This window comes from Paraliomyxa miuraensis, from assembly GCF_026337845.1.
GTDB lineage: Bacteria > Myxococcota_A > Polyangia > Nannocystales > Nannocystaceae > Paraliomyxa > Paraliomyxa miuraensis.
The window spans coordinates 230454-242880 of sequence record NZ_JAOVZF010000160.1 but is presented as its reverse complement, the minus strand read 5'-3'; the positions used below and the strand labels follow the sequence as shown (position 1 = coordinate 242880).

General features: G+C 68.9%; 10 protein-coding genes. 7 read left to right on the top strand and 3 right to left on the bottom strand.

The window, feature by feature from the left end:
- The first annotated feature begins 21 nt into the window (after positions 1 to 21).
- The gene (locus OEB96_RS34320) at positions 22 to 366 is read left to right on the top strand and encodes a hypothetical protein (protein ID WP_266221067.1); all 345 of its coding nucleotides are present in this window, start codon (positions 22 to 24) and stop codon (positions 364 to 366) included.
- 160 nt (positions 367 to 526) lie between these two features.
- On the opposite strand, the gene OEB96_RS34315 is transcribed toward OEB96_RS34320, so the two are convergent.
- From OEB96_RS34315 to OEB96_RS34305, 3 genes are all read right to left on the bottom strand, one after another.
- Entirely contained in the window at positions 527 to 1561 is a 1035-nt protein-coding gene (locus tag OEB96_RS34315; protein WP_266221066.1) for a heparin lyase I family protein, read from the bottom strand.
- Positions 1562 to 1686: 125 nt separating this feature from the next.
- Positions 1687 to 2571 (bottom strand): Rpn family recombination-promoting nuclease/putative transposase, encoded by an 885-nt coding sequence (locus OEB96_RS34310; RefSeq protein ID WP_266221065.1) that lies wholly within the window; start codon positions 2569 to 2571, stop codon positions 1687 to 1689.
- Positions 2572 to 2638: 67 nt separating this feature from the next.
- A complete protein-coding gene (locus OEB96_RS34305; RefSeq protein ID WP_266221064.1) occupies positions 2639 to 3973 on the bottom strand; it encodes a fatty acid desaturase in 1335 nt (444 codons plus the stop codon).
- A gap of 298 nt (positions 3974 to 4271) precedes the next feature.
- Here OEB96_RS34305 and OEB96_RS34300 point away from each other — a divergent pair, with 298 nt between their 5' ends.
- The 6 genes from OEB96_RS34300 to OEB96_RS34275 all read left to right on the top strand — a co-directional run bounded on the left by OEB96_RS34300 (position 4272) and on the right by OEB96_RS34275 (position 12427).
- Positions 4272 to 5063 carry an ABC transporter ATP-binding protein gene (locus OEB96_RS34300; protein ID WP_266221063.1) on the top strand — a complete coding sequence of 264 codons (792 nt, stop codon included), beginning with the start codon at positions 4272 to 4274 and terminating at the stop codon, positions 5061 to 5063.
- Positions 5063 to 5995, top strand: coding sequence for an ABC transporter permease (locus OEB96_RS34295; RefSeq protein ID WP_266221062.1), 933 nt, complete (start codon positions 5063 to 5065; stop codon positions 5993 to 5995). Before OEB96_RS34300 ends, OEB96_RS34295 begins: the two co-directional genes overlap by 1 nt.
- Positions 5996 to 5997: 2 nt before the next feature.
- Positions 5998 to 7959: a GldG family protein gene (locus OEB96_RS34290; RefSeq protein WP_266221061.1), complete on the top strand. Its 1962-nt coding sequence runs from the start codon at positions 5998 to 6000 to the stop codon at positions 7957 to 7959.
- Positions 7960 to 7994: 35 nt separating this feature from the next.
- The gene (locus tag OEB96_RS34285; protein ID WP_266221060.1) at positions 7995 to 9446 is read left to right on the top strand and encodes a DUF4340 domain-containing protein; all 1452 of its coding nucleotides are present in this window, start codon (positions 7995 to 7997) and stop codon (positions 9444 to 9446) included.
- Positions 9447 to 9451: 5 nt separating this feature from the next.
- Positions 9452 to 10114, top strand: coding sequence for a serine O-acetyltransferase (locus tag OEB96_RS34280; RefSeq protein WP_266221059.1), 663 nt, complete (start codon positions 9452 to 9454; stop codon positions 10112 to 10114).
- A gap of 132 nt (positions 10115 to 10246) precedes the next feature.
- Positions 10247 to 12427, top strand: coding sequence for an APC family permease (locus OEB96_RS34275; protein ID WP_266221058.1), 2181 nt, complete (start codon positions 10247 to 10249; stop codon positions 12425 to 12427).

Here is a 12427-nt window from a genome sequence, read left to right as displayed (position 1 = left end):
TGCGCGGCGCTCTGGGGCTGCATGCCGTCGCAGGGATGGCAGCGCACCGATCAACGTGCGTGCGAGCCCGAGGCCCCGGCCATCCTCTGCCTCTCGCCGGAGTCCGAGGGCCCCTACGAGCTGAAGGTGGCCGATCGCGTGGTCCTCCCCGGAGAGTGCGTGCAGGCGCCCTCGTCCGCGGCTAGGGGGCGCCTTCGCGTGGCGCTCCATGCGTCGGGGGCCGAGGTCGCCACCCCCAGCGTCCGAGTCGGAGCCGGCCAGCGTACCGAGATCGAGGTCACCCAACAACGGCGCGGGCCGGGAGTCGCGGTCGTCGAGCGTCGGCGCTGCGATGCTCGCGTGCCCACGCCGGGTGGCTCGCCCTGATCCTGGTGAGTCGCCGCGGTACTCGAGGGCGGGTCGCCATGCGCAGTATCGGCTGGTGATGAAGCGCAGCGAGGACGCGAGCAAGGGGCCGTCGCTGCGCTCGGTGACCATTCGCGGGCAGCGCTGGATCGGTGCGAGACGAGCGCAAGGGTCGAGGTGCTCATCGACGCCTGCGCCGGAGCCCGAGCGCGCCGAGCCATGCGAGCCACCACGGCGATGCAGGCTCGCCGCGCGTGCGGCAGCCGCAGCCCTTGCCCTCGTCGTCGCCCGAGGCATCGGGAGGACCCGAGCTGCCGTCGGTCGGCGTCGGCTCGGGACCCTCCGTCGCATCCGCGCTGCCGCTCGTTGGGTTGGATCCGCTGGTCGACGGCCCCGTGTCGTCCTCGGGGCCCGTGCCGGTGGCGGGCGGGGGATTGCCGGTGTCGTCGGCCGTCCCGTCGCCCGAGTCGCTGCCGCCGGGTGGCTCGGGCGGATCGACGTCCTCGATCGTGTCGCCCTCGACCACGTCGTCGATGTAGATCACCGGCACCCCCGGATAGTTCACGTTGCCGCGCAGCAGGCCGATCTGGGCGAAGTGCGGGTTGCCGTCGGCCAGCGTCTTGGCCGAGGCCGCGGTCACCACCTGCTGTCCGTCGAACCACACGTGCACCAGGCCCACGCCGGGATCCTGGGACCACAGCACGCACATCGAGATCCGGTGCCAGACCCCCGGCGTGAGCACGTCCTGGGCGTTCCAGTGCTCGGTGTAGCTCGGCTGCTGGGTGATGAAGCGGATGTCGTCGCCGTTGGTGTTGAACGCCATCATCTGCTGGTAGCTGTCTTGCGACTCCCAGTAGCCCAGCGTGTGCCCGGGATCCTCGGGCAGCGTCTCGGGGAGATGGAAGCTCCAGCCGAAGCAGGTGGTGGCGCCCTCGGCCGTGCGCGCGGCCTCGGGCAGGTGCTGCAGCTCGACCCTTCGCAGGCCGTTGGGCCACACGGCATCGTCGTGCAGCTCGATGCGTGCGGCATGAGCCCCTTGCAGCACCATGTCCTGCACCACGGTGGCGTAGTCGGTGCCGCCCACGGTGCCGTTCAGCACGAAGTCGAACTGCGACAGGTCGCCGGTCTCGAAATCCCCCGTCCAGGCCACGGCCGCGGCGGCGGGAGTGGACGCGAGCGCAAGGAGCAGAGCAGGGGCGATCGTCGAGCAGCGCATGATTCACGAAAGCCCGAGCGCGCCGCGGTGTCAACCGTCGAGCGTGACGGGTCAATCGTTGCCGCCCACCACCCAAAGGAGACGTCGAACGTGGCGGATCGATCGTTGCCGGTGAGCCACCGCGCTCACTCCCAGCGTCCCTGCGCCTCGAGCCGGGCGAGCAGGGCCTCCAGCTCCCGTGGACCGAGCCCGAAGAGCTCGCGCCGACGCTCCTCGGTCAGCTCGATGCGGAGCGCGCGGCACAGCGACTGCACACCCTGTCGCAGGCCCTGCGTCCGCCCCCGCTGCTCGGCCACCACCAGCGCCCCACGCTCGTTTTGGATCGCGATGCCGGCGAGGATGTACGCCTCCCACTCGGCCTTGGTGAAGCCCGCCGTGCGGGCTGCCTCGAACGCGTCGATGAATGGGTGCTCGGCCAGCACCTCCGGCACGACCGACAGCTCGTCCGCCTCCCGAAAGAAATACGCCCACTTCTCGATCATCGTCTGGGGCGGGCGGCTATCGTCGTACTTGGGCAACTCGAGGAAGACGAAGCGGATCTGTCCCAGGCCGTTGGCGCGGGTGTGCTGCTCGGACATGCTCCAGCGGCTGAGCATCGGGATCTTGCGCTCGCCATCGTCGGGCCACAGCTCGAAGTCACAGATGGTGATGCCCACGACGTCGCCGAGGTTGGGGTAGAGCTCGCCGCGGGCGATCTGGTTGACGTAGGCCTTGGCCACGTTGTAGACCACGCGCTTTTCGAAGCCCTCGACCTGCAGCACCTGCATCTCGACCACGTAGACCACACCACGCGCGTCGGTGCACTTGACGTCCACGATCGAGAGCTTCAGCTCGTCGACGACGGGGCGCTGCTCGGGAGCCAGCAGCTCCACCTCGGTGATGCGGTGCGCTTGGTCGAGCTCGAGCACGTCGTTCAGGAAGGCGATGAGGACGTCCTTGTGCTCGTCGGAGCCGAAGATCCGCTTGAACGCGAAATCGGTCTTGGGATCGGCGAACGTGGGGCGGGGCATGGCGTCCTCGGGGGCAGGCTACTCCACCCGGACGGCGCGGTCCGCGGCTACACGGCCACGCGGCCGACTATTCCGCTGCGACCGGCTCGGGGTCGACCACTGACACCGGCCGCCCCAGCTCGTGCAGGTATCCCATGCAGTCTGCGAGCGCGCTCGCGAACCCGCGGTAGTCCCGATACACCAGCCCGAACTCCTCGCAGGTGCGGCGCACCACTGGGGAGATCACGGGATAGAGGTGCACCGGCATGCTCGGGAACAGGTGGTGCTCGACCTGGTGGTTCAGCCCGCCCGAGATCCAGTTCGTCCAGCGCTTGCCGGCGCCCCAGTTGGCAGTGCCCATCACCTGCTGCTCGGCCCAGTGCGCGCCGTCGACCGGCACGAGGTCCCGCTGCAGGTGATTGACGATGAAGATCCCCTCCATGTAGTAGGCGGCGATCGCCAGCATCACCAGCGTGGAGAGCAGGCCGTGCAGCGGCCCGATCAGCACGACGGGCACGGCCACGTGCATGCCGAACCACAGGCTCTTGAACACCGCGACCTTGGCCCACTGCCCGCTCGACACGTGGAACGGCGCGTGCGTGGCCCGGCCGCGGGCGAGGTACACGAAGTCGGTCAGCACCCACTTGACCAGCCCGAAGCTCATGCCGATCGCCAGGCCCACCGTCTGGATCCGGTGCCAGGGCTTGCGCGGCAGCGCCGGGTGGAAGCGCAGCAGCGGAAAGCCGATCTCCGCGTCGTTGTCGAGGCCCGTGACGTTGGGGTGGCAGTGGTGCGAGAACTGGTGCTCGACCTTCCAGATGTAGCTCGAGCCCCCGATGAGGTCCATGGTGGTGCCCACCGCCTCGTTCAGCCACGGGCGCCGGCTGACCGCGTGGTGGTTGCCGCTGTGCATGACGAAGCCCAGCCGCGCCATCATCAGGCCGCCGACGATGGCCGCGAGGTACGAGGCCTCGGTGGCCCGAAACCACCATGCGACCAGGAACACCGAGACGAGCACCACGGACTCCACCGCGACGATCCAGCCCCCGCTCTTGTGGTGCAGGCCGCGCTCGGCGAGATGCCTGGCGACTCGCTCCCGGAGCGTGTCGACGAAGGTCGGATCGCCGTAGGATTGCCGTTCCTCTGCCCTCAGGGAGCCCACGTGCCGGGCTCGCCGGGGCAGCACGCGCTGCGCCCGGCCAACGCCGGAGCCCAGGTGGTACGACTCGAAGAGGGTGGTGGCGTGCCGGCCCGCCCCGAGCGTGAGGATCGAGCCGCCCGGATGCTTCGCCACGAACTCGGTGATGTCGTAGACCTCGCCCCGAACCTCGATCCAGTACGTGCCATCCCGGCCATCGTGGCGGGCGACCTCTTCCATCGTCAGCGCGGGGGTCGACGCGGGGGTCTGCGTGGGCGTGTCCAAGACGGGCGGAGCATCGCACGACCCGGCCGGTCGTCCGGACCGGCGCGAGGTGCGGCCTCACACGTCCACGCCGGCTGGGTTCAGGTGTGCGTTACGCCCACTTTGAGCTGATTTGTGCTCGTGGGCCCTTGCGTCCAGCGGCCGACATGACAAGACTATGCGCCGCGCTTCGGTGCGCCATTGGCGCAGTGGTTCCACCCGGGATCCATCCATCCGGGACCGCAGCGCCTGCTTCCCGGCCCCGACGGGCCGAACCAACCCGACGAACCAAACCGAGCATCAGGGGGCGAGACGGCACATGGGTAGCGAGGAAGACAAGACCCGTCCGATCACCATCGAGGCCAAGGAGCTCAGCAAGCGCTACGGCAATTTTGCGGCCCTGACGAAGGTCTCCTTCGAGGTCCGCATGGGCACGGTGGCGGCCTTCCTGGGCCCCAACGGCGCAGGCAAGTCCACCACCATGCGCATCCTGACCGGGTTCCTCTCGCCCACGTCGGGCAAGGCCAAGGTGCTGGGGCTCGATCCCACCCATGCCGAGCAGCGCCGCGAGCTGGCCTGCAAGCTCGGCTACCTGCCCGAGAGCGGTCCGCTCTACCGCGAGATGACCCCGTTCGAGTCGCTGGGCTTCTTTGCCGACGTGCGGGCGGTGCCAAAGCCCCTCGAGGCGATCGAGCGCGTGGTCGAGCGCTGCTCGATCGGCGAGGTGCTCCACAAGCCGATCTACAAGCTCTCCAAGGGCTTTCGACAGCGCGTGGGCATGGCCCAGGCGCTCTTGCACGATCCCGACGTGCTGATCCTCGACGAGCCCACCTCGGGCCTCGATCCCCTGCAGATCCGCGACGTCCGCGGCCTCATCCGCGAGCTGGGCAAGGACAAGACGATCCTGCTGTCCACGCACATCCTGCAGGAGGTCGATGCAATCGCCGACGAGGTGATCATGGTCAGCGAGGGCCGCGTGGTGTTCACCGGTACCGTGGCCGGGCTGCGCGGCGACAGCACGCTCGAGAAGCGCTTCTACGCCCTCGCCGAGGCGGCCAAGGAGCTCGGCGAGGCCAAGAAGAAGGCCGACGAGAAGAAGGAGGTGGCCTGATGCTCGACTTCAAGGTCGTGAGTGCGATCTTCCGCAAGGACATGCGCGTGTACCTGGGCAACCCCACCGGGTACGTGTTCATCACGTTGTTCATCGTCGTGGCGCAGGCGGTGCTGATCCTCCGCGAGGAGTTCTTCGCGCGAGGCCTGGCCGATCTGGCGACGCTCAACGAGTGGATGTCGGTCATCCTGATGATCTTCGTGCCGGCGCTCACCATGAACGCCTGGGCCGACGAGCGACGCTCCGGCACCGACGAGCTGCTGCTGACGCTGCCGGTTCGAGACGGCGAGGTCGTGCTGGGCAAGTACCTCGGAATCCTGGGCATGCTCACGCTCTCGCTGCTGCTGACGACGATCGGACAGCTCAGCGTGCTGTCGGTCCTCGGCGATCCCGACAAGGGGCTGATGTTCTCCACGATCGCGGGCTACTGGCTCGTGGGGGCGTTGTTCGCCGCCATCGGGCTCATGGCCTCGATGCTCACCTCCAACACGACGGTGGCCTTCATCCTCGGGGTGGTCGGCTGCCTGATGCTGGTGCTCGCCGGGACCTTGCCCTGGGCCTCCGGCCTGGTGGGCGTGGTGCTGTGCACGCTCGTGGTGATGCTCGTGTGGTACGCGGCGCGAGGGACCGCCGACTGGATGGGACTGGTCGCGGCGGGGAGCGCCGCCCTGCTGGGGCTCCTGTGGCTCTCGCGAGGGATCGCGATGGTGACCGAGCAGGGCGAGGAAGCCGCGGCACCGTCGGCGGACGGCGCGGTCGAGTCGAGCATCGGTGATCGCTTCTCCGAGCTGTTCGGCTCGCTGTCGGTCACCGAGCACTTCACCAGCTTCGGCGAGGGCGTCATCCGCATGGGCGACGTCCTCTACTTCGCGGGAGGCACCGCCCTCCTCTTGTATCTGTGCGCGTTCTTGCTGGGAAGGAGGAGCTGGTAGCCATGGCGCTCGCATCCCGACACGAAGGATTGATCCGCGTCCTCGCACTCGGCGTCATGGTGGTCTCGGCCACCTACGTGGGCCACCAGCTGCAGGCCCGCGTCGACGTCACCGAGGAAGGCCTGTCGCAGCTCACCCCCGAGACCCTCGGGCTCATCGGCAGCATCACGGCCGAGCGCCCGGTGATGGTCCACGCCTACGTGAGCGACGAGGTCCCGGCCGAGTACTCCGAGGTTCGCTCGCGCTTGCTGAACATCCTGCGCGAGATGGAGAACTCGGGCGGTCCGGGCCTGCAGGTCCGCATCGTGGCCCCCGAGGAGTTCTCCCCCGAGGCCGAGGAGGCCATGGAGAAGTACGGGATCCTCCCGCAGGTCCTCGCCGAGCGCGAGGGCGGTCGCGTCGAGGCCAAGCCCACCTTCCTGGGCCTGGCGTTCGTCAGCGGCCCCCGCGAGGAGGTGGTCCCGTTCCTCAGCCGCGGGCTCTCGGTCGAGTACGAGATCGCTCGCGCGCTGCGGGTGGTCACCCAGGACGGCAAGAAGGTCGTGGGGGTCCTGCGGACCGATGCGCCGATCATGGGCAACTTCGACATCCAGACCCGCCAGCAGCAGCCGGCCTGGCGCATCGTCGAGGAGCTGCGCAAGCAGTACGAGGTCCGCAGCCTGAACCCCACCGCGTCGATCCCCGACGACGTCGACGTGCTGCTCGTCCCGCAGCTGCCCAGCCTCACCCAGGAGGAGCTCGACAAGGTTGGCGAGTACATCGACGCCGGGCGCCCCGCGCTGCTCACCGTCGATCCGTTCCCCACCTTCAACCCGGGCCTGGCGCCCAGCCAGCCCAAGCCCAACCCGCAGGGCGGCATGGGCGGGATGATGGGGGGCTCGCCGCCGCCACCCCCCAAGGGCGACTACCGGGGGCTGCTCGAGCGGGTCGGCATCGAGTGGGCCGACGACAAGATCCTCTACGACACCGAGAACCCGCACCCGCAGTTCGATCGCGTGCCCGAGCAGGTCGTGTTCGCCCAGGGGCCGTTCACCGGCGAGGCCGTCGACCCCGTGGTCTCGGGCCTCGAGGAGGTGGTGGTGCTGTTCGGCGGTGAGCTGCGCAAGTCGGCCAGCTTCGGCGGGACCTTCACGCCGCTCGTCCACACCAGCCCGCGCTCCGGGTACAACCTCTTCACCGACATGGTCAGCGAGCACCCGCTGTTCGGGCTGCAGATGCTGCCGCCGCCCTACACCGCCTCGCCGATCGACGGCCAGCACCACGTGCTCGCGGCCCGGGTCACCGGCGGGGGAGGAGGCACGGCGGTCGACGAGGGGGCGCAGCCGCCCAAGGATCGCAACGTGATCGTGGTGGCCGACCTCGACCTGTTCCACGACCAGTTCTTCCAGCTGCGCGAGCGCGGCGGCGACACGGACGGCGACGGGCTCATCGATCTGCGCTTCGACAACGTGACGTTCCTTCTGAACCTCGTCGACTCGCTCGCGGGAGACGACCGCTTCATCGAGCTGCGCAAGCGCCAGCCCAAGTTCCGGCGGCTGACGTGGATCGAGGACGAGACCGAGGGCGCGCGCAAGACCCTCGAGGAGGAGCGCACCAAGGCCAACGAGACCGCCAAGAAGGAGCTCGAAGACGCCCAGAAGGCGCTCGACGACGCGGTGGCGGCCATCCGTGCCCGAACCGACCTCGACGAGACCACCAAGGAGGTCATGGCCAAGGCGGCCGAGGCGGCCGAGAACCGGCGGCTCGAGGTCAAGGAGGGCAAGATCGAGCTGGAGAAGGCCAAGACCATCAATCACATCGAGACCCAGACCAAGCGCAAGATCGGCGAGGTCCAGGACCGCGTTCGCCTGCTGGCGGTGGTGCTGCCCCCGATCCCGGCGCTGGTGCTCGCGGGCCTCATCTTCGCCCGCCGGCGTCGCCGCGAGGCGGAGTCGATCCCCAAGAGCCGGAGCGCCAGCGCCTGAGCCACGAAGGCAAGACCCAGGGAAGGAACCAGCCGATGAACCGCATGACAATCATCATGGTCGCCCTTGCGCTCGGCTCTGCCGCCACGGCGTGGTCGATGCGCCCGCAGGAGCTGCCCCCGGTGCAGTTCGAGGACACGGGCGAGGCCCTGTTCCCCGACTTCACCGATCCCACCATCGCCACCGCGCTGTCGGTGGTGGCCTGGGACGAGGACGAGGCCAAGGTCGTCAGCTTCGAGGTCGAGCAGAAGGAGGGGCGCTGGGTGATCCCCAGCCACAACGACTACCCCGCCGACGGCACCGAGCGCATGGGCAAGGCGGCCGCCTCGTTCATCGACGTCGAGAAGGACCGCTACTACGGCGACGACCCGGCCAATCACGCCGCGTTCGGGGTGCTCGACCCCGACGGGCCGGAGGGCAAGGGCGACGAGAAGGGCCAGCGGATCACGATCAAGGATGCCTCGGGCACGGTGCTGGTCGACATCATCGTCGGCAAGCAGATCGAGGATCGCATGGGCTACTACTACGTGCGCATGCCCAGCGGCGACGGCAGCAAGCGCGTCTACGGCACCAAGCTGTCGCTCGACATCAGCACCAAGTTCGAGGACTGGATCGAGAAGGATCTGCTCGACGTCGATCGCGACGACTTCATCTCGATGATCTACGACCCGTACACGGTCGACGAGGTCGAGGGCAAGGTGACCGGCTTCAACCCGATCAAGGCCCAGGCCTCCGATCCCACTGCCAGCAGCAAGCAGGAGTGGCAGTCCTCCGAGGGCACCGAGGTGCCCGAGGGCAAGCAGCTCGACAGCATGAAGGTGCGCCAGATGCTCACGCAGATGGCCAACCTCAAGATCGTCGGCGTGCGCCCGCGGCCGCAGGTGCGCAACATGATCGAGCAGCAGATCCTCGCGCAGGACATGAAGCGCAAGGGCTTCTTCATCGTGCCCACCGCCGACGGCCGCGCGCAGCTCTACGGCAACGAGGGCTCGCTGACCGCGATCACCGAGGACGGGATGGTCTACTCGCTGCTGTTCGGCGAGGTCACCTACGAGTCGGGGATCTCGCTGTCGGCCGGCGTGGCCGCAGATCCGGCTGCCTCCGACGACCCCGACAAGGGCGTGATGGAGGAGGGCGTCGAGCCCGAGGAGGGCGAGGGCGACACCAACAAGACCGCCAGCCGCTTCCTGTTCGTCGACGTGGTCTACGACGACTCGCTCGATCGCACGCTCGAGAAGACCGACGTGGTCGAGGATCCGGCCGCGCCCGCGACCGACCCCGAGGAGGCCGCCAGGATCGCGGCCGACAACGAGACCAAGAAGCAGGCGGGCAAGGAGCGCGAGGCCAAGCTGCGCAAGCGCTTCGATCAGTGGTTCTATGTGATCTCGGACGCGAACTTCAAACAGATCCACAAGGCGCGCGACGAGATGTGGAAGGACGGGCCCGCACCCGCACCCGTGCCGACCGACGGCGGCGAGGAAGGCTAGCGGGCGTGGCACGGCGCGGCAGCGGATTGCGGGGGGCGCTCGGCGGACTCGTGGGCGGCTTGACGCAGTCCGCTGCGACCGCCGTGCGTCGGACGCTCGGCCGTGGCACGCCGTACGAGAGCGGCGAGCACATCTCCGCTCGCGTGCCCGAGTGGGAGCGCGAGGAGCCCGTGGGCCTTTGGGATCCCACGCGACGCCTGCTGCAGTCGATCCGCCGCTATCAGCACTGGAAGCAGCGTGGAGGCGTGGTGGGGCAGGTGGCCTCGCGCGCCTGGGTGATCCCCCACCGCTTCTGGAGCTCGGTGCTCGCGGTGGACATCCCCATCAATGCCAGGCTCGGCGGAGGGCTCATCCTCCTGCACGGGCAAGGGGTGGTGATCCATCCCGAGTCGGAGATCGGTCCCAACTGCTTGATCGCGCAGGGCGTCACGCTCGGGGTCAACGAGCGCACGGGTCGGGCTCCGCGGCTCGGTGGACGCGTCGACGTGGGGCCGGGCGCCAAGATCCTCGGCGGCGTGACGATCGGCGACAACGCCAAGATCGGCGCCAATGCGGTGGTGCTCAAGGACGTGCCCGCCGGAGCGCTCGCGGTGGGGATCCCGGCGCGGATCCTCGAGGGACGCGGACACGTTGCTTCCGGTGATGGCAACGATTCCTCCGACGAGTGAGCGAAGAGGTCGACGCGACGCGAGCGAGGTGTGTCCCTTCGACACGATCGCGCCCCCGCCGCGAGCCGAGCCCGCCGAGCCGCTTGCCCGCTTCGGTCCGCGGGTGCATAACCCGCCGCAGGACGACCGGCCATGGCGGATGCCGCGAGCATGCACGAGCAACCCAAGCTCTCCTGGAAGGAGGGCTTGTATCTCGTCGGTCCGGACCCGCTGACATCGCCGTACTACTCCTCGGGCGCGCTCATCGTGGCCGGGGTGGGCTACGCCACTCCGGCGTTCCAGATCGGCCTCTACGCGCTGCTGTTCCTGCTCGCGCCCCTCTACATCGAGGCGGTGCTCTTGACCCTGTCCAACGGCGGCACCTACGTGATGACCCGCTACGCCCTGTCGCACCTGGGCAAGCTGGCGATCATTGCGGCCGCCGTGGTGGGGGTCATCATCTCGTTCTCCTACGTCGCGACCGCGATCGTCAGCCTGCTGTCCTACAGCGACTACGTCACGTCGCTGGTGGGAGGGCTCGCCCGCGGGCGGGTGGCGGCGGCGATCGGCCTGTCGGTGCTGCCGGCGCTCGGCTTCGGCGTGTGGGTGATGCCGGGGCAGTGGCGCCGCACGGTGACCACGGTGGGCCTGACCTCGGTGCTCGCGCTGGCGCTGTCGTCGGTGTTCCCCGCGGGGGTGGTGGTGATGCTCGCCCCCCTGATGCTGCTGTTCTCGCTGAACAACTACGGCCTCAAGGAGAGCGTGCGGGTCAGCAAGACGATCTTCCTGATTAATTTGGGGGTGATGGGCCTGACGATCCTGATGGGCCTGCTCTACCTGCTGCTCCACGGCGGTCAGTGGGACCACTTCATGTCGGGGGCGACCTTGCACGCGGCGGTGGTGGAGGCCCAAGCCGCGCACACGGCGGCCGCCGAGCACGGCCTGGGCCACGAGATGGGCAGCTTCCTGCCGGGCTTTGCCACCCTGGGCGCTGCGCTCATTCCCGCCGCGCTCGGCTCGTCGATCCTCGGCGCCTCGGGGGTCGAGTCGGTCATGAACATCCCCGAGGAGCTCGAGGATCCGCGTCGCGACGTCCGCCGGATCTACATGTGGATGCTGAGCATCCTGCTGGTGATCGGCGGCTCGCTGTCGCTGCTGGTGTTCATGGTGCTGCCGCCGGCCCAGCTGGTGGGGGCGTCGGGCTACCTCTTGGCCGTGCTGGGCAAGGTCAGCGTGACCGGGGTGACCGGCTCGGAGACCCTGGGCCAGGTGTGGAACGTGGTGATCGTGGCCAACGCGGCGCTGATGCTGCTGGGCGCCACCAACACCGGCTTTGCCGGGGCGCGGGGCCTGTGGGTCACCATGGCGCGCGACAGCCTGCTGCCGCGGCGGGTGCTCAACACCAACGAGCGCGGCGCCTTCGCGCGGATCAACCTGCTGATGCTGGTGGCGATCTTCATGCTGGCGTGGGAGGGCGACGCCGACGTGGAGATCCTCGAGCGCTGGTACGGCGCGACCTTCGGCCTGGTGATGTTCTCGGGGGTGATCGCGTTCATCCTCTTGCGCCGCTACAAGGGCGACGACCCGCGGATCTACTGGGCGCCATGGAACCTCAAGATCTCGGGCGTGCGCACCCCGGTGGCCGCGCTGGTCGGGGTGGTGTTCCTCAGCTTTGCGCTCCTGGGCCTCTACTCGCGCTACGCCGAGCAGATCAAGAGCTTGCAGGTGCTGCTGTCGTCGGTGGCGCTGCTCGTGGGCCTGGTGCTGATCAGCTACAACCACCGGCAGCTCATACGTGCCGGCTACCGCTACTTCCGGCGGGTGATCGAGACGGTGGAGGGCGACGCGATCGAGACCGGCGAGCGCACCATCGTGGTGGCGGTGGGCGGGGTCCGCATGGGGCGGCTCATTGCGCAGGCCGTGGCGCTGGCCCGGGCCCAGAGCCGCACCACCGGGATCCCGTACACCCAGGTGGTCGTGTTCCACATGACCCGCTCGGTGGGACGCGAGTACGTCTATCGCGTGTCGCGTGACTCGCTACGGCCCGCCGGTATCGAGGGCAACGCGGTGCGGATCCATACGGAGCTGACCGAGCTGGCCCCCAGCGATCTGGCCATGTTCCTGGCCCTGGTCCCCGAGACCAAGCCCAAGGAGGGCGAGGCCGAGCCCAGCCGCCTGCACCAGGCCATGGATGCGCTGGTCGAATTCCACGAGCGCCACGGATTCCGCGGCCACATCGTGATGATCGGCGACTATGGGGTGAGCGACGAGGACGTGCAGGACCTGCAGGACCGGCTCGAGGGCTCGACCCTGGTCACCGTGCCCGTGTCCTAG

What these genes read in the sequence shown, in the direction of transcription:
- OEB96_RS34320 (WP_266221067.1), top strand. Translation starts at nt 22, where the DNA reads ATGCCGTCGCAGGGATGGCAGCGCACCGATCAACGTGCGTGCGAGCCC.
- OEB96_RS34315 (WP_266221066.1), bottom strand. Translation starts at nt 1,561, where the DNA reads ATGCGCTGCTCGACGATCGCCCCTGCTCTGCTCCTTGCGCTCGCGTCC.
- OEB96_RS34310 (WP_266221065.1), bottom strand. Translation starts at nt 2,571, where the DNA reads ATGCCCCGCCCCACGTTCGCCGATCCCAAGACCGATTTCGCGTTCAAG.
- OEB96_RS34300 (WP_266221063.1), top strand. Translation starts at nt 4,272, where the DNA reads ATGGGTAGCGAGGAAGACAAGACCCGTCCGATCACCATCGAGGCCAAG.
- OEB96_RS34295 (WP_266221062.1), top strand. Translation starts at nt 5,063, where the DNA reads ATGCTCGACTTCAAGGTCGTGAGTGCGATCTTCCGCAAGGACATGCGC.
- OEB96_RS34290 (WP_266221061.1), top strand. Translation starts at nt 5,998, where the DNA reads ATGGCGCTCGCATCCCGACACGAAGGATTGATCCGCGTCCTCGCACTC.
- OEB96_RS34285 (WP_266221060.1), top strand. Translation starts at nt 7,995, where the DNA reads ATGAACCGCATGACAATCATCATGGTCGCCCTTGCGCTCGGCTCTGCC.
- OEB96_RS34275 (WP_266221058.1), top strand. Translation starts at nt 10,247, where the DNA reads ATGGCGGATGCCGCGAGCATGCACGAGCAACCCAAGCTCTCCTGGAAG.